Consider the following 16995-nt stretch of genomic DNA (forward strand, 5'->3'; position numbering starts at 1 on the left):
TTAGTTTAAGACGGCGGCGTCCAAGACCATACCCCTTCAGCGAACAAGTTCCAAATGGGATTAACGGTGCGGCAGCAGCCGCGACAGAAGCAAGAATCCTGCTAGCAGCGCTACATAGATCAGGTCGCCGAATTGCGTGTAAATCGTGGCGGGCGCAGCGCGCGGCAATCCGGCGTCGAGGACGCCCTCCGTGCCGAGCGGCAGGCTGGCGATAATCCGGCCGTAGCCATCCACGACGGCCGATATGCCGGTGTTGGCGACCCGCACCAAGGGCAGCCCCTCCTCGATGGCACGCATCCGCGCCTGGGCTAGGTGCTGGTAAGGGCCGCTGGTCTGCCCGAACCAGCCGTCATTCGTCAGATTGAGCATGAAGCCGGCGCGGGGCCCTTGCGGTGCGACGTCGCCTGGAAAGATCACCTCGTAGCAGATCAGCGGCGCCGCCGGCGGCAGGCCGCGGATGTTGAGCGGCAGCCGCCGCGTGCCCGAGGCGAAGCCGCCCGGCACGGATACGAACTCCGACAAACCGAGGCTGCGGATCAGCGTCTCGAGCACCGGCGGCAGGTACTCGCCGAAGGGCACCAGATGCACTTTGTCGTAGCTCGAAAGAATGGCGCCCTCGTCATCCACGACCTGGATCGAATTGAAGATCGGCGGCCGGCTCTCGCCGGGAAGCGCCTCGCCGGCCCGCGCCGCTCCGGTGATCAGCGTCGTGTTCGGCGGCAGCAGCGCCGCGATGCGCGAAAGCGCCTGCGGAGTGCGCCCGAGCAGAAAGGGAAAAGCCGATTCCGGCCAGATCAGATGGGTGACAGCCTGGACCCCGGGGGTGGCCGGGCTCGTGGCGCGGTCGCTCAGCGCCAGATACTGGTTCAGGATCGGCTCGCTGTTGCGTGCGCTGAACTTGGCATCCTGCGGCAGGTTCGGCTGCATCAGCCGCAGCTTGACGCCGGCGACCAGCGGCGCAGGCCCCGCCGGCACGCGCCAGAGGCCGAAGCCGATCAGGCCGGCCAGGACGAGCAGCGCCGCGACCGGCGCGTGCCAGCGGCCGGCGCCCCTCTCGGCCGTTCCCAGCGTGGCCGGCGCGGCCCCGATCGCGACCGCCAGTAGCGTGAGTCCGTAGAGCCCGGCGATCGAGGCGAACTGCGCGATCTGGGCCTGTCCCGTCAGCATCATGCCATAGACGTTCCAGGGGAAGCCGGTCAGCACATGGCCGCGCAGCCATTCGCTCAGCGAAAGCATGATCGCCAGCACGAGGATGCGTCCGGCGCCCGAGAGCCAGGCGAGGCGGGCGCAGCCGAAGGCGAGCGCAGGAAAGACGGCGAGGAAGGCCGGCAGTGCCACGACACCGAGTGGCATCGCCCAGGCGAACTTGTCGGCTTCGACCAGGAAGGCCGCTCCCAGCCACCAGAGACCGGCCAGGAAGAACCCGAAACCCCACCACCAGCCGACCGCGACGGCCGCGCGGAAGCGCTCGACCGGACTCGTTCCCACCGCGCCATCGATCAGCCAGACGGCGATCGTCATTGGCACGGCGATCAGCGGCCAGAGGTCGAGCGGCGGCAGGGCCAGCGCACCGCTGGCCCCTGTGGCCAGCGCGATCATTCGCTTGCGCCAGCCCCAGGCGAGGATGACGCTGTCGGCCAGCATGGCGACACGCATCAGCCGGGCTCCGCCGGGGGCTCGCGTGCGTCAGCAGCGCGGTGATGGATGCTCAGGCGCTTCACGCGGCGCTGGTCTGCTTCGACGATCTCGAAGCTCAGCCCTTCCGGGCCCTCGATGATCTCGCCCTGCGCTGGCACATGACCGGCGAGCGTCACGATCAGCCCGCCCAGCGTATCGACATCCTCGGCGATCTGGGTTTCGGAAAGATCGATTCCTGTCGCCTCCTTCAACTCCAGCAGCGTGGCTCGCGCGTCGGCGGTGAAGCTGCCTTCGCCGGCCGGGGCGATCGTCGGCGCTTCCTCGAGATCATGCTCGTCCTCGATGTCGCCGACGACGATCTCGATCAGGTCCTCGATCGTGACCAGCCCGTCCGTGCCGCCATACTCGTCGATCACCAGCGCGATATGCGTCCGTGTCGCCTGCATCCGCACCAGCAGATCGACCGCCGGCATCGAGGGCGGGACATAAAGCACGGGGCGCAGGATCTTGGTCTCGGCCAGCGTCGCCTTGAGATCGACGGCCGAGAGGTCGTGCAGGGTGGGCCCGGAAAGACCGGCACTCGATTCGGCTCTGGCCTGGCCCGCGATAAATTCGAGGAAATCGCGGATATGAACCATGCCGCGGGGGTCATCGAGCGAGTCGTCGAAAACCGGCAGCCGCGAATGCCCGGCCGTCCGGAACAAGGCTAGCAGCTCGTCGAGCGTGGCATCGGCGGGAACCGCGATGATGTCGGCGCGCGGGATCATCACGTCGCCGACACGACGCTCGCGCAGGCTGAGCACGTTGGAGAGCATGGCGCGCTCCTGGGTGCTGAGATCGGCGAGCTGACCACTGTCCTGGGCGAGAGCTTCGGTGATGTCCTCGCGGATGGAGCCGCCGCCGCGCAGGCCGAGCCTGTCGAGGAACTGGCTGAGCCAATGGGAAAGGCCGCGCCCGGCGGCCTCGGTCTGTCGACTATCGTCGCTCATGATCTTGGGGGATGGTCCGGTGTTGCGGCTTGCGGGGAAGCCGGAGAAGGAGCCTGCGCGCGCGCGATCAGCTCGCCGCCGGAATAGGGGTCGGCGATGCCGAGCCGGGCGAGGGCTGCGATCTCGAGCCCCTCCATGCGCTGCGCCTCGGCCTCGGTCTCGTGATCCTCGCCGAGCAGATGCAGCAGGCCGTGGATCACGAGATGACTGAAATGGTCTGCAAGGCTCTTCTCCTCGGCCTGTGCCTCGCGCTCGACGGTCTCGTAGGCGATGACGATGTCGCCGAGGACCGGGCTCATGGCGATCCGGTCAGGCGGTACGGCCGGGAAGGAGAGCACGTTCGTTGCCTTGTCGAAGCCGCGCCAGTCGCGGTTGACGATACGGATGCGCTTGTCGTCGGTCAGCAACAGGCTGAGTTCGGCGCCGTCGCAGGGCTGTATCGGCGCGACGGCGAGCGCGGCCTCTGCCGCCTGCAGGGCCCGCGCGCGCAGGCCTGCAAGGTCGCCGAGCGCACGCCATTGGCGCGACTGCGCCCTGAGCGCGATCGCGAGTTCAGGAAGCCTAGTCTCGGGGCGCGGCGCCGGACGCCGCGCGCGAGGTCGGTCGCTCATCGCGGGCGCTCCCGCGACAGGGTGCGCTTGAGGCCCTCGGTCTCGCTTTCGATCGGGGCTTCGGGCGCGGCGGCGCGCATCCGCTCCTCGCGTTCCTCGCGCTCGCGGCGCGACGCGCTCTCATAGGCCATGACGATGCGGCGCACGAGGTCGTGGCGTACGACGTCGCCCTCCTCGAACTTGGCATAGCCGACGCCCTCGACGCCCGACAGCAGCTTCACGGCCTCGATCAGGCCCGAGCGCTGGCCCGGCGGCAGGTCGATCTGCGAGGGGTCGCCGGTGATGATCATGCGCGAGCCCTCGCCGAGGCGGGTCAGGAACATCTTCATCTGCACCGAGGTGGCGTTCTGCGCCTCGTCGAGCAGCACCACGGCATTGGTCAGCGTGCGACCGCGCATGAAGGCGAGGGGCGCGATCTCGATCATGCCGGTCTGCAGCGCGCGCTCGACATGGCGCGCCTCCATGAAGTCGTTGAGCGCGTCGTAGATCGGCCTGAGATAGGGATCGACCTTCTCGCGCATGTCGCCGGGCAGGAAGCCGAGCCGCTCGCCGGCCTCGACGGCGGGGCGCGACAGCACCATGCGCTCGACCACGCCCTGCTCGATCAGCGAGACGGCATGCCCGACCGCGAGCCATGTCTTGCCGGTGCCGGCCGGGCCTTCGGCGAGCACGAGTTCGTTGCGCTTGAGCTGGCGCAGATAGGCGTCCTGCGCCGCGTTGCGCGCCCTGACGGGGCCGCGCTTTCGGGTGACGATCGCGTCAAAGGACGCTTTGCCCGCATCAGCCGCCGGGAAGAGCGAGCGCTGGACATTGCTCTCCTCGATCGCGCCATCGACCTCGCCGAGCGTCACCGAGGCGCCGGCCTTGGCACGAGTATAGAGCGTCTTCAGTACGCGCCCGGCCTGTTCGGCGGTCTCGCGCGGCCCTTTGATCGTCGCGTGGTTGCCGTTCGGGCTGATCACGACGCCGAGCCGGCGCTCGATATGCGCGAGGTTCTGGTCGTAATGGCCGAAGACCAGACTCGCCAGACGGTTGTCGTCGAAGGAGAGCAGGACCTCGGTCGCCGGAAGCCCATCACGTGTCAGGACCTCCATCTGGGTGGACGCGAGCTCGCGCCGCGGGCCGCGTTCCGGTCTCGGATTCGTCGAGTCAGCCTGTGCCAAAAGCGTCGTCTCCCTGGCGCCTGTTCCGGCCGGACAGGAGCGTGAGGCCGGGTCGTCTAGCGGAATTGTCGTCGTTATCAGCGGCTGCGACGATTTCAGCCTGATGACAGGCCGCAACCGTCGTGTCCGGCGAGATCGGCTCGGGTGCGCGGCCTGCGGTCAAGCGGCCAGCTCCTTCGCGGAGACCGCCTGCGCGGAGGTCCCCGGCATCGAAGGCGTCGGCACGGGCTCGTCCGGCACCCCGGCCTTGCGGCCGAAGAGCGAGTTGGAGCCCGCCCGCTCGATCACCACCTGCACCCTGTCGCCGATCTGATTCGCATCCGTCTCGATCTGCACAGCCTGAAGGTAGGGCGACTTTCCCGCAAGCTGTCCGGGATGGCGCCCGGCCCGTTCCAGCAGCACCTCGACGGTGCGCCCGACCATTGCATGGTTGAAGGCCTGGCGGTGATGCTCGATGCGCGCCTGTAGGCGCTGGAGGCGCTCGTCCATCACGGCGGCCGGCACCTGTTCGCCGAGATCGGCGGCGGGTGTCCCCGGGCGCGGTGAATATTTGAAGGAGTAGCTCGAGGCGAAGCTGATCTCGTCGACGAGCGCGATCGTATCCTCGAAATCGGCGTTGCTTTCGCCAGGGAAGCCGACGATGAAATCGGAGGATAGTGCGATATCCGGCCGTGCCGCCCGGATCCGCTCGATCAGGCGACGGTATTCGTCGGCCGTGTGCTTGCGGTTCATCGCCGCGAGGATCCGATCCGACCCCGCTTGAACCGGCAGATGCAGGAACGGCATCACCTGCGGCAGGTCGCGATGGGCGGCGATCAGCTCGTCGTCCATGTCGCGCGGATGGCTCGTCGTGTATCGGATGCGATACACGCCCGGCACTTCGGCGACGCGGTGCATAAGCCGCGCCAGACCCCAGATGCGGCCGTCGGGACCCTCGCCATGATAGGCGTTGACGTTCTGGCCGATCAGCGTGACGTCCTGCACGCCGGCCGCTGCCAGCCGCTCGATCTCGGCCATCACCTGCGCGACCGGCCGCGAGAACTCGGCGCCACGCGTATAGGGTACGACGCAGAAGGCGCAGAATTTGTCGCAGCCTTCCTGCACCGTGACGAAGGCCGAGATGCCGCGCCGGCGGATCGCCTGCGGCCGGGGTGCCGGCATATGGCCGAACTTGTCGTCGACGGGCAGGTCGGTATCGACGATGCGGCGGGCTTTCGCCTGCTCCAGCAGTTCCGGCAGGCGGTGATAGGCTTGCGGACCGACGACGAGATCGACCGCGGGCTGGCGGCGCTGGATTTCGGCGCCCTCGGCCTGCGCGACGCAGCCGGCGACGATGATCCGCGTATCCTGCCCCTCGGCCTTCTGCGCGGTCTTGATGTCGCGCAGCTTGCCGAGCTCGGTATAGACCTTCTGCACCGCGCGATCGCGGATATGGCAGGTGTTGAGCAGGATCAGGTCGGCGCCCTCGGGCGTCGCGGTTTCCTCGAAGCCCTGTTCGCCCAGGATGTCGGCCATGCGCTGGCCGTCATAGACGTTCATCTGGCAGCCGAAGGACTTGATGTGGACTTTCTTCATCGCACCTAGTCGGGACTTCAAACCGTCTCCTTACTCCGGATTGCGGCCCGAGGAAACGTCCCGGCCGGCTCATCCGTCGATCAAGCAATGCTCGGGCCAGTCCCGCGCCGGCGGCCTCAGGTGAGCGGCCGGCCGCTCACCGTCTCCTGCCGGGCCTTGCGGATCGCCGCCTCGACCAGCCGCGTCGCCGTCTTGCGCGAGGTCGAGCGGCCCATCGCGACGGGCTCGCCCCAGGCCAGTTCGACATCGATCGCTCCGATATCAAGCGTCATCTTTAGATGGGGTGCCAGCTCGGTATCGCCATACCAGGCGAGCGCGCTGCGCTCGAACCGCCCGCCGGCCATGCCGTGAAAGCCCGTATAGCTGATCGTCAGCGGGTAGATCGCGATGTTGCCTTCGCCATTCGGCTCGTCCGTGCCCTTGCCCAGCGCCTCATGGGCTGCCCCCAGCAGGGACGAGCGCAGCGGCAGGATGCGCGTGCCGTCGCCGGTCGTGCCCTCCGCGAAGAGCACGACGGCCTCTCCGTCGGACAGGCGCGCGCCCATCTGCTGGGCGACATCGGCCGTCGCGGTCCGGCGCGAGCGGTCGATGAAGACGGTGCGCTGCAGGCCGGCGAGGAAGCCGATGACGGGCCAGCCCGCGACCTCGCTCTTGGCGACGAAACAGACCGGCCGCTCTGCGCCGAGCACGGCGATATCCAGCCAGGAGACATGATTGGCGACGATCAGCCCGCTGCTGCCGTGCGGCGGCGGCGTACCGCGAACGTGCCGGCGTACGCCGAGGCAGCGGCAGGTGAGGCGGTGGAACAGCTGCGGGATCGTGGCGCTACGCGAAGGCATCAGGCGCAGGACGAGAAGCTGAGCCGGCAGCATCGCGAGCGCGCCCAGCGCCAGCACGGACAATCGCAGGATCGCGCCGGGAGCCAGGCCCTTCATCGGTGACGAACTCCGCTCACGCCAGGTCGAGCCGCATTGCGACGGCCGTCGCCCGGCTGCCGTCAGGCTTGGGGTAGTAACCCTTGCGCCGGCCGACCTCGCGGAAGCCGAGATGCCGGTAGAGGCGCTCGGCCGCGACATTGCCCTCCTCGACCTCGAGGAAGACCTGCACGACGCCGTTGCCGGCGAGACGCGACAGATGGGCGCCGAGCAGGTTCGCCGCCAGCCCGTTGCGGCGATGGCCGGACGCGATCACGATCGAGAGGATTTCGGCCTCATCGGCCGCCTGGCGCGACATCACGAAGCCGGCGGGACGCGATGCCTGGCCGGGAAAGACGCCGTCCGTCGCGACGCCCGCATCCGCCAGCAAAGCCGCACATTCGCCGGGCTCCCAGCTCCGCGCGAACCCGCCTTGACTGTGCAATGCGGCGACGTCGCGAGCGTGGCGCGCGTCGAGATGGCCGGTCCGCACCGGGCAGGCATGGGGGTGAAGCAGTCGACGCAGCCAGTCCATGGCGCTTGATGGCACAGCAGCGCGTGCTGGCAAGTCCCCTTGCGTCATGAAATAGCGTCGATCAGCGGCGTGGCAGGCGGGCGCGGTCCTGCGGCGTCGTCTCCGGCGCCTTGAGATAGAGTGGGCGCGGCGGCGCCGTCTCCGGATCGGCGATCATGCCAAGCCGCGCCACCCAGGTCACGTCCGGGGCACGGGCGTCGTCGATGACCAGTGCATCGAGGCCGATCGCCCAGGCCTCGTTGGCGACGGCGAGCGCCGCCGAGCCGACGAGGCTGACCGGACCTGCACCGATGGCGCGGGCCGCATCGCGATAGCTGACCTGGCGCAGCGCCACGATCTGGCGGCCCTCCGAACTCAGCGCCTGGAACCAGACCTGGCCATGCTTGGCATCGAGCGCGGCCGCAATCACGCGACCGGTTTCACGCCCAACCAGAGGTGCGGCGCAGGCGGCGAGCGTGGTGACGCCAACCGCGGGAATGGCCGCCGCCAGCGCGATGGCGCGGGCCGCGCTGACGCCGACCCGAAGGCCCGTATAGCTGCCGGGACCGACTGTGACCGCGACGCGATCGAGCGACGCAAATCCGCCCTCGACCGCATTCATGACGCGCTCGATCAGTGGCATCAGAGCCTCGGCATGGCCACGGTCCATGGCGATTTGTTCGATCGCGAGCGGCTCAGCCCTGCCGGCCTCAAGCACGCAGGCCGAGCAGGCGCCGAGCGCGGTATCGATCGCGAGGATGCGCATCGGCGGCTGATCTCTATCGGTTGAAAGCGGCCGGGCTCAAACCGCCTCGACCTCGCGCACATCCGGCAGGAAGTGGCGCAGCAGGTTCTGGATGCCGTGCTTCAGCGTCGCGGTCGAGGAAGGGCAGCCAGAGCAGGAGCCCTTCATCGCCAGATAGACGGTGCCGTCCTTGAAGCCGCGGAAGGTGATGTCGCCGCCATCGCCCGCGACCGCCGGCCGGATGCGTGTCTCGAGCAGGTCCTTGATCGTCTCGACGGTCTGCGCGTCCTCGGGCGCGAAGAACTCTCCCTCCTCGATCACGTCGGCGCGCGAGCCGTCCGACAGAACCGGCGCACCCGACATGAAGTGTTCCATGATCGCGCCGAGGATCGCCGGCTTCAAATGCGGCCACTCGCCGCCCGATTTGGTCACGGTGATGAAATCCGAACCGAGGAAGACGCCGGAGACGCCGCTGACGCCGAACAGGCGCTGGGCTAGCGGCGAACGCTCCGCCTGCTCGGCATCGCGCAGCTCGAGCGTGCCGTCCGGCATCACGGCGCGGCCGGGCAGGAATTTGAGGGTCGCGGGATTGGGGGTGGCTTCGGTCTGGATGAACATCGTGGAATCTCCGGTCCCGGACGGTTCAAGGCCGCCGTTCCAGCCTTCGATATAGGCGTCCGCGTGGAATCATTCCAGCGCGAAGCGCCGCCGCCGTGCATGCGTTTGGCTGCGGTTATGCCAACGCGTCGATTTCCTCGTCCTCGAGGAAACCCGGGACGATCGCGACCGGGATCGGGAAAGTGCCGGCAGATTTGCCGGCGAGCGCGCTGACGAGCGGGCCGGGCCCGTCGCGGCCCGTACCGGCAGCCAGCACGAGCAGCGAGATGTCCTCGTCGGCCTCGATCAGCTTGACCACCTCGTCCGCCTTGTCGCCGGTGCGCACGACCCGCTCCGGCTCCAGCCCGGCGAAGGTGCGCACGGCTGCGGCTGCCGCCTCGATCAGCTTCTCGGCCTCGGCCTCGGCTTCGGCCTGCATGACCTCGCCGACGCCGAGCCAGGTTTCGTGCTCGGGCGGCGTCACCACGCTCAACAATACCATCGCGGCGCCGATGCGCGCGCAGCGCCGGGCGGCGAAGCGTATGGCCTTGGCGCATTCGGTGCTGTCATCCACCACCGCGAGAAATTTCGGGCGATGGCCCGTTTCATAGGACCGCCGTCGCTTCACCATGTCGTCTGCCCTGCCGCCGCTTCAGGAGCGTGCATGGTGACCCGCGCCGCAACGTCAGCGCAAGCCCGGCTGCTTCTCCGTCATTGCGAGCGTAGCGAAGCAATCCAGAGCCACCGCGCGATTCCCCGGATTGCTTCGCTACGCTCGCAATGAAGATGATCAACGCCGCGAGACGAAGCCGACAATGTCCTTGACGTCGCGCATGATGGGAGCGGCGATCGCCTCGGCGCGCTCAGCACCTTCACCGAGAATGGCGTCGATATGGCTGACATCGGCGAGCAGGCGGCGCATTTCTCCGGCGATCGGGCTGAGCTTCGTCACCGCGAGGTCGACAAGCGCCGCCTTGAAGCCGGAGAACTGGCCGCCGCCGAACTGGCTGAGCACCTGCGCCTTGGTCTCACCGCTCAGGCCGGCATAGATGCCGACGAGGTTCTCGGCCTCAGGCCGCCCCTCCAGCCCCTTTTCCTCGGACGGCAGGGCATCCGGATCGGTCTTCGCCTTGCGGATTTTCTGCGCGATGGTTTCGGCATCGTCGGTCAGGTTGATGCGCGAATTGTCCGAAGCGTCCGATTTCGACATTTTCTTGGTGCCGTCGCGCAGGCTCATCACCCGCGGCGCCGGCCCCTGGATCATCGGCTCCGGTTGCGGAAAGAAGCCGAACTCGCCCGTGCCGAGCTTCCGCTGGGCGATCTGCGTCCCGAAATCGTTGTTGAACTTCTGTGCGATGTCGCGGGCCAGTTCGAGATGCTGCTTCTGGTCTTCGCCGACCGGAACATGCGTCGCCTTGTAGAGAAGGATGTCGGCCGCCATCAGCACAGGGTAATCGTAGAGTCCGACGGAGGCGTTCTCGCGGTCCTTGCCGGCTTTTTCCTTGAACTGGGTCATGCGGTTGAGCCAGCCAAGCCGTGCGACCGTGTTGAAAACCCAGGCGAGTTCGGCGTGCTGGTGCACCTGGCTCTGGTTGAAGATGATGCTCCTCTTTGGATCGACGCCGGCCGCCACATAGGCGGCCGTGACCTCCCGCGTCGCGCGAATCAGCTCTGCCGGGCCGCCCCAGACATCGAGGCCCTGCGTGATCGCGTGCATGTCGACGACGCAGTAGATGCACTCATGCGTATCCTGCATCGCGACCCAATTGGTCAGCGCGCCCAGATAATTGCCGAGATGCAGCGTCGCGGTCGGCTGCATACCTGAGAAGACGCGCTGGTGAAAACTCGCCATCGGGCGCTCCGTCGTCACGAACGGGGAAGGGAAGCGGCGCTTCTGGCTCAACCCTGCCGCTTGCGCAAGGGCCTGGGCTGCCGCAGCGCTCCGAAGGCGCCCAGAAGCCAGCCGGCGGCGCCATAGCTCGCAAGCCCGCCGCCGCAGAGGATCATCAGCGCGATGATTCGGCGGGGGGTGGCCTGGCCGGCCGCCAACCAGCCAGACAGGCCGTGTTCGAGCCAGGCGAGCGCGGCGAGCATGATGCCGCTCGCCAACGCCGCCGCCGCGATCGGGCGCAGGGCGGCGACACTCGGCCGCCACAGCCCTTCACGCGCCAGCATGACGCCCAGCAGCACCACCTGAACCGCGAAGGCGAGGCTCGCCGCCAGCGCCGCCATCTGGGCGGCGTTGCCGTTGCGGGCCAGCACGAGGCCGACGCTCCCCGCCACCGCAATCGCAATACAGCCGCCAAGCAGCGGCACGCGCGGCCTCTGCCGGGCGAAATAGACCTGCCCGAAGACCTTCGCGATCACGGCGAAGGGCAGCCCCACCGCAAAGGCGGCGAGCGCGGCCGCCGTCCGCGCGCGATCCTCCGCGCCGAAGCGGCCATGCTCGAACAGCACCGAGACGATCGGTTCCGCCATCGCATAGAGAGCGGTCGCTGCCGGCAGTGCCAATGCCAGACCGAGCGCGAGAGCCCTCCCCAGCATCGCGTCCTGATCGATGGCTGGTGCTGCCGCCATGTCGGAGAGCACGACCGTGCCCATCGCCACGCCCACGAAGCCGAGCGGGAGCTGGAAGACGCGGTCCGCATAGTAGAGCGCGGCGACCGCGCCCGGCTCGGTCGAGGCGATCTGCGTCGCGACCAGCAGCACGAGCTGCGCGCTCGACGCCGCCAGCAATGTCGCGCCGCCCGTTGCCACGAGGCGCGTCATCTGCGCCGACCAGCGCAGGCTCGGCCGCGGCAGGCCGATGCGGCGCAGAGCCACGAGGACGAGCGCCAGATGGGCGACGCCCGTTCCGCTGACCGCCAGCGCCTGCCATTGCGCGGCCAGTGCGGCCTCGGTGCCCTGAAGCAGTTGCGCGATAAGGATCGCGATCAGGATCGCGTTCATCAGCGCCGGCGCCAGGGCAGCCATGGCAAAGCGCCGCTCGGCGTTGAGCAGCGCGGCCAGCATGGCGGCCACCGTCGTCAGCAACAGGAAGGGCAGCATCAGCCTGGTGTAATGCGCGGCCAGTGCGAGCGTTTGCGGTTCCGCGGCGAAACCGCCGGCCAATCCCAGCACGACCCAGGGCGCTGAGAGCTCGCCGAGCCCGATCAGGACCAGCAGCAGCAGGGCGAGATGCCCGATCGCCTCGCCGGTGAAGCGCTTCGCGGCCGCTTCGCCGCTTTCCTGCTTTATGGCCAGATAGAGCGGCACGAATGGCGCGTTCAGCCCGCCTTCGCCGAGCACGCGCCGGACCAGATTGGGCAGGCGCAGCGCCGCAAGGAAGGCATCTGCCACCGGACCGGCACCGAGCAGCCGCGCGATCAGCACGTCGCGGGCGAAGCCCAGCAGCCGTGACAGGAGGGTTGCTACGCCCACGACGAGCGAATCGCGGGCGAGGCGGGACGTCTCCGGCACGCTATCGGCCGGAGACTGCATCAAAGGATGAACCGGCTCAGATCCGCGTTCTTGGCGAGATCGCCGATGCGGGACTGTACGTAAGGACCGTCGATCGTCACGACCTCGCCCGAGCGGTCGGGCGCTGTGAACGAGATCTCGTCGAGGATGCGCTCGATCACCGTTTGCAACCGCCGCGCGCCGATGTTCTCGACGGTCGAATTCACATCCACCGCGATGCGCGCGATCGCGTCGATCGCATCGGGCGTGAAGGAGACCGTGACCTCCTCGGTCGCCATCAGCGCCACCGACTGCTTGATCAGACTGGCCTCCGTCTCCGTCAGGATGCGCTTGAAATCCTCGACGTCGAGCGGGGAGAGCTCGACCCGGATCGGCAGGCGGCCCTGCAGCTCCGGCAGCAGATCTGACGGCCGCGAGACATGGAAGGCGCCGGATGCGATGAACAGGATGTGGTCGCTCTTCACGGCGCCATGCTTGGTGGCGACCGTCGTGCCCTCGATCAGCGGCAAGAGGTCGCGCTGCACGCCCTCGCGCGAGACGTCCGCGCCGCCCTTACCCTCGCGGGCGCAGATCTTGTCGATCTCGTCGAGGAAGACGATGCCGTTCTCCTCGACCTCGCGGATCGCGGCCTGCACGATCGCCTCCTGGTCGATCAGCTTGTCGCTCTCCTCGGTCAGCAGCGGGCCATAGGCGTCCTTGACCAGGATGCGCCGCGGCTTGCCCTTCTGGCCGAAGGCCTTGCCGAACATGTCGGAGAGATTGATTGCGCCGATCGAGGCGCCCGGCATGCCGGGAACCTCGAACATCGGCGCGGCCGAACCGCTGCCGGAGGCGATCTCGATCTCGATCTCCTTCTCGTCGAGTTCGTTCGCGCGCAGCTTCCTGCGGAAAGAATCGCGGGTCGCAGGGCTCGACGCCGGGCCGACCAGCGCGTCGAGCACGCGCTCCTCGGCGGCGACATGCGCCTTCGCCTGCACGTCCTTGCGGCGGGTGTCGCGCACCAGCCCGATCGCGATCTCGACGAGGTCGCGCACGATCGATTCGACGTCGCGGCCGACATAGCCGACTTCGGTGAACTTCGTCGCCTCAACCTTGAGGAAGGGCGCGTTGGCGAGTTTGGCGAGACGGCGCGCGATCTCGGTCTTGCCGCAGCCGGTCGGCCCAATCATCAGGATGTTCTTCGGCGAAACCTCCTCGCGCAGCGGCCCTTCGAGCTGCTGGCGCCGCCAGCGGTTGCGCAGGGCGATGGCGACGGCGCGCTTGGCGTCGTTCTGGCCGACGATGAAACGGTCGAGCTCCGAGACGATCTCGCGGGGTGAAAAACTGGTCACTGGCAAAGCCCTCTACTGGCCTTCATCGTCGCATTTTGGATTTTGACGGCTTCGTTGCCGCTCGCATTTGCGATGAAGCGGTCGAGTTCGGAGACGATCTCGCGCGGGGAGAAGGAGGTCATTGATTGTCCGTAAACAAAGCCGTCAAGCGGCGTCCAGCGTCTCGATGACGAGGCTGTGGTTGGTGTAGACGCAGATGTCGCCGGCGATCTTCATCGCCTTGCGCACGATCGCCTCGGCATCGGGCTCGATATCGATCAGCGCGCGAGCCGCCGAAAGCGCGTAATTGCCGCCCGAACCGATCGCCATCACCGAGCCGTGCTCGCTCGCTTCCGGCTCCAGCACGTCGCCGGTACCGGAGATCAGCAGCGAGACCTCCTTGTCGGCGACGAGCAGCATCGCCTCCAGCCGGCGCAGATAGCGGTCGGTGCGCCAGTCCTTGGCGAGCTCGACGCAGGCGCGCAGGAGCTGCGTCGGGTATTGCTCCAGCTTGCTCTCCAGCCGCTCGAAAAGCGTGAAGGCGTCGGCGGTCGCGCCGGCGAAGCCGGCGATCACTGCGCCCTTGGCGAGCCGGCGCACCTTCTTGGCATTGCCCTTCATGATGGTCTGGCCAAGCGAGACCTGGCCATCGCCGCCGATCACGACCCGCCCGCCTTTGCGCACCATCAGGATGGTGGTCGCGTGCATCACGGGGGCGTTGCTGGTGTCGGACATCGCGAATCGGGCTCGGATCTTGTGTCGGTGGGAGCCGCCAACATGTTCAGCCGGGCGCGCCGTATCAAGGGGCGCGAGCCAAAGCGAGTCGGGCTGCCTCCTCGGCGAGGACGGATTCACGTGAAACGCGGGGCTCTCACGCCGCGCGCTTCAGTCCCACGCGGCCCCAGATCGCCGTCAGGCCCTCGACCAGATGCGCGATGTCTTCGTCGGAATGCAGCGGCGAGGGCGTGATGCGCAGCCGCTCGGTGCCGCGCGGCACGGTCGGGTAGTTGATCGGCTGGACATAGATGTCGAAGCGTTCGAGCAATTCGTCGCTGACCGTCTTGCACAGCACGGGGTCGCCGACCATCACCGGCACGATATGGCTGGGATTGGGAAGGTGCGGGATGCCGGCGGCGTCCAGGCTCCGGCGCAGCGTCGCCACTCGGTCCTGATGGCGCTCGCGCTCGATCGTGCTCGCCTTGAGATGGCGGATCGCGGCGAGCGCCCCGGCCGCGACCGGAGGCGGCAGCGAGCTGGAGAAGATGAAGCCCGAGGCGAAGCTGCGGACATAGTCGCACAGCGCCGCCGAGCCCGCGATATAGCCGCCCATCACGCCGAAGGCCTTGGCCAGCGTGCCCTCGATCAGGGTCAGCCTGGAGGTCAGTCCCTCGCGCTCGCTGACGCCGCCGCCGCGCGGCCCGTAGAGCCCGACGGCATGGACCTCGTCGATATAGGTCATCGCGCCGAATTCCTCGGCGATGTCGCAGAAGGTCTCGATCGGCGCGATGTCGCCATCCATCGAATAGACCGACTCGAAGGCGATCAGCTTCGGCCGGGCCTGGTCGATGGCCGCGAGCTTGCGGCACAGATCGTCGGGGTCGTTATGGGCGAAGATGTGCCGTTCGGCCCGCGAATGCCGGATGCCTTCGATCATCGAGGCGTGGTTCAGCGCGTCCGTCAGCACGACGCAGCCGGGAATTCGTGAGGCGAGCGTCCCGAGCGAGGCCCAGTTCGACATGTAGCCGGAGTTGAACAAGAGCGCCGCGTCCTTGCCGTGCAGATCGGCGAGCTCCTGCTCCAGCAGCACGTGATAATGATTGGTGCCGCCGATATTGCGCGTGCCGCCGGCGCCCGCGCCGCAGGAATCGAGGGCCTCGCGCATCGCCGCCAGAACGGCCGGATGCTGGCCCATGCCGAGATAGTCGTTCGAGCACCAGACGGTGATCTCGCGCGGGCCGCCTTCCCCATGATAGGTCGCGCGCGGAAACCGGCCGGCCTTGCGCTCGAGATCGGCGAAGACGCGATAGCGGCCTTCGCGGCGCAAGCCGTCGAGCTCGTTGCGGAAGAAAGTCTCGTAATCCATCGCCAGCCTCCTGCGGCGCGCGCTTTCTAAGCTTACGGCCAGACAGGGAAAATGGCACGTGGTGTCGCGGCCTGCCTTGACGCGGATCAGCCCTCGCGCCGCGCCAGTTCGAGGATCGCCTCGAGCAGGACACGGATGGCGATGCCGGCATCGGCCTCGGTCATACTCTCCAGCGGCGAGTGGCTGATGCCCTTCTCATTGCGCACGAAGAGCATCGCCGCGGGGCAGAGCGCGGCCATCGCCATCGCATCGTGGCCGGCGCCCGAGGGCAGGCGGCGCGGGCTCGGATTGGCACCCATGCGGGCGGCGCCGACGCTGAGCGCATCCTGAAGACCCGGGTCCATCGGCACGGCCGCGGCCTTCGCATAGACGTTGATCGAGAGCCCGACGCCACGCCGTGCTGCGATCTCGGCGAAGCGGGAACGGACCGCCGCTTCCATCGCGGCGAGCGTCTCGTTCGAGGGACAGCGAAAATCGACCGTGAACTCGACTGCACCGGGCACGACATTGGTCGCGCCGGGATTGACCTGGAAGACGCCGACCGTGCCGACAGCCTGCTCATGCGCCGCTGCGATCGCCTCCAGCGCCAGCGCCATCTCGGCGCTCGCGGTCAGCGCGTCCTTGCGCAGGCTCATCGGCACCGTTCCGGCATGGCCGGCCTCGCCGGTGACGCGGACGCGGGCACGTCTTTGAGCGTTGATCGCGGTGACGATGCCGACCGGCTCGTTCTCGACTTCGAGCACCGGCCCCTGTTCGATATGGACCTCGAGATAGGCCTTGATCGAGCCCGGCTTGCGCTTGAGCCCGGCAATGCCCGAGGGATCGCCGCCGAACGCCACGAGCGCATCGGCAAGCCGCGTACCCTCGGCGTCGCGCGCGTCGAGCCAGGCGAGGTCGTAGTCGCCGGCCAGCGCGCCGGAGGTCGAGAGATGGGTCGGGAACCGGACATTCTCCTCATCGCCGAAGGCCACCACCTCCAGTGCGAAGGGCAGCACGATGCCGGCGTCGCGCAGGGCCTGGGCCGTCAGGATACCGGCGACGACGCCGAGATTGCCGTCGAAACGGCCGCCATCCTTCACCGTGTCGATATGCGAGGCGATCATCACGGAAGGGGAGCCCGGCACCGGCCCTTCGCGGCGGCCCTGCACCGAGCCGGCCGCGTCGATGAAGGCAGTGAGTCCAGCGACCTCCATCGCCCCCTTGGTCCACTCCGCCGCCTGCCGGTGGGCCGGCGAGAGATAGAGACGCGTCAGCTTTCCCGGTTCGTCCGTGAAGCGATTGAGGCCCTGCAGCGCGGCGAAGGCACGCGCACCGAGCACGGCAGCGGACGGAAGCGATTGGACCATGGGCTGACTTTTGAGATTGCGGTGCAGGGTTGGACGACGGGTCGCAGGTGC

The 16995-nt window shown here is 68.0% G+C and carries 17 protein-coding genes; all 17 read right to left on the bottom strand.

What is annotated here, in order from left to right; all coding sequences use genetic code 11:
* Positions 1 to 60: 60 nt before the first annotated feature.
* The gene (gene lnt, locus AC1RMY_RS23080; RefSeq protein ID WP_492868551.1) at positions 61 to 1656 is read right to left on the bottom strand and encodes an apolipoprotein N-acyltransferase; all 1596 of its coding nucleotides are present in this window, start codon (positions 1654 to 1656) and stop codon (positions 61 to 63) included.
* Positions 1656 to 2627, bottom strand: coding sequence for a hemolysin family protein (locus AC1RMY_RS23085; RefSeq protein ID WP_492868553.1), 972 nt, complete (start codon positions 2625 to 2627; stop codon positions 1656 to 1658). Before AC1RMY_RS23085 ends, lnt begins: the two co-directional genes overlap by 1 nt.
* Entirely contained in the window at positions 2624 to 3238 is a 615-nt protein-coding gene (ybeY, locus tag AC1RMY_RS23090) for an rRNA maturation RNase YbeY (RefSeq protein ID WP_492868555.1), read from the bottom strand. The genes AC1RMY_RS23085 and ybeY overlap by 4 nt, the downstream gene beginning before the upstream one ends.
* Entirely contained in the window at positions 3235 to 4332 is a 1098-nt protein-coding gene (locus AC1RMY_RS23095) for a PhoH family protein (RefSeq protein ID WP_492868556.1), read from the bottom strand. Before AC1RMY_RS23095 ends, ybeY begins: the two co-directional genes overlap by 4 nt.
* Before the next feature lie 228 nt (positions 4333 to 4560).
* Positions 4561 to 5976: a tRNA (N6-isopentenyl adenosine(37)-C2)-methylthiotransferase MiaB gene (miaB, locus tag AC1RMY_RS23100; protein WP_492868558.1), complete on the bottom strand. Its 1416-nt coding sequence runs from the start codon at positions 5974 to 5976 to the stop codon at positions 4561 to 4563.
* A 116-nt stretch (positions 5977 to 6092) separates the two neighbouring features.
* Positions 6093 to 6911: a lysophospholipid acyltransferase family protein gene (locus AC1RMY_RS23105; RefSeq protein WP_492868560.1), complete on the bottom strand. Its 819-nt coding sequence runs from the start codon at positions 6909 to 6911 to the stop codon at positions 6093 to 6095.
* A 16-nt stretch (positions 6912 to 6927) separates the two neighbouring features.
* On the bottom strand, positions 6928 to 7425 hold the full coding sequence (locus AC1RMY_RS23110; protein WP_492868562.1) for a GNAT family N-acetyltransferase: 498 nt from the start codon (positions 7423 to 7425) through the stop codon (positions 6928 to 6930).
* A gap of 61 nt (positions 7426 to 7486) precedes the next feature.
* Complete coding sequence (tsaB, locus tag AC1RMY_RS23115; RefSeq protein ID WP_492868564.1) at positions 7487 to 8170, bottom strand: tRNA (adenosine(37)-N6)-threonylcarbamoyltransferase complex dimerization subunit type 1 TsaB; 684 nt, start codon at positions 8168 to 8170, stop codon at positions 7487 to 7489.
* A 36-nt stretch (positions 8171 to 8206) separates the two neighbouring features.
* Positions 8207 to 8767, bottom strand: coding sequence for a NifU family protein (locus AC1RMY_RS23120; RefSeq protein WP_492868566.1), 561 nt, complete (start codon positions 8765 to 8767; stop codon positions 8207 to 8209).
* Between the two features lie 115 nt (positions 8768 to 8882).
* Positions 8883 to 9377: a universal stress protein gene (locus AC1RMY_RS23125; protein WP_492868567.1), complete on the bottom strand. Its 495-nt coding sequence runs from the start codon at positions 9375 to 9377 to the stop codon at positions 8883 to 8885.
* Positions 9378 to 9536: 159 nt separating this feature from the next.
* Positions 9537 to 10598: a tryptophan--tRNA ligase gene (trpS, locus tag AC1RMY_RS23130; protein ID WP_492868569.1), complete on the bottom strand. Its 1062-nt coding sequence runs from the start codon at positions 10596 to 10598 to the stop codon at positions 9537 to 9539.
* 47 nt (positions 10599 to 10645) lie between these two features.
* The gene (gene murJ, locus AC1RMY_RS23135) at positions 10646 to 12205 is read right to left on the bottom strand and encodes a murein biosynthesis integral membrane protein MurJ (RefSeq protein ID WP_492868571.1); all 1560 of its coding nucleotides are present in this window, start codon (positions 12203 to 12205) and stop codon (positions 10646 to 10648) included.
* Positions 12206 to 12225: 20 nt separating this feature from the next.
* On the bottom strand, positions 12226 to 13536 hold the full coding sequence (hslU, locus tag AC1RMY_RS23140) for an ATP-dependent protease ATPase subunit HslU (RefSeq protein WP_492868573.1): 1311 nt from the start codon (positions 13534 to 13536) through the stop codon (positions 12226 to 12228).
* Positions 13533 to 13658, bottom strand: a complete 126-nt coding sequence (locus AC1RMY_RS23145) for a hypothetical protein (protein WP_492868575.1) — start codon at positions 13656 to 13658, stop codon at positions 13533 to 13535. The genes hslU and AC1RMY_RS23145 overlap by 4 nt, the downstream gene beginning before the upstream one ends.
* A 22-nt stretch (positions 13659 to 13680) precedes the next feature.
* Positions 13681 to 14250, bottom strand: a complete 570-nt coding sequence (gene hslV / locus AC1RMY_RS23150; RefSeq protein WP_492868577.1) for an ATP-dependent protease subunit HslV — start codon at positions 14248 to 14250, stop codon at positions 13681 to 13683.
* Between the two features lie 136 nt (positions 14251 to 14386).
* Entirely contained in the window at positions 14387 to 15598 is a 1212-nt protein-coding gene (gene hemA / locus AC1RMY_RS23155) for a 5-aminolevulinate synthase (RefSeq protein WP_492868579.1), read from the bottom strand.
* Positions 15599 to 15684: 86 nt separating this feature from the next.
* A complete protein-coding gene (locus AC1RMY_RS23160; protein WP_492868581.1) occupies positions 15685 to 16944 on the bottom strand; it encodes an allantoate amidohydrolase in 1260 nt (419 codons plus the stop codon).
* Positions 16945 to 16995 lie beyond the last annotated feature (51 nt).

It is taken from the genome of Allobosea sp. GW822-FHT03F07 (genome assembly GCF_058801345.1).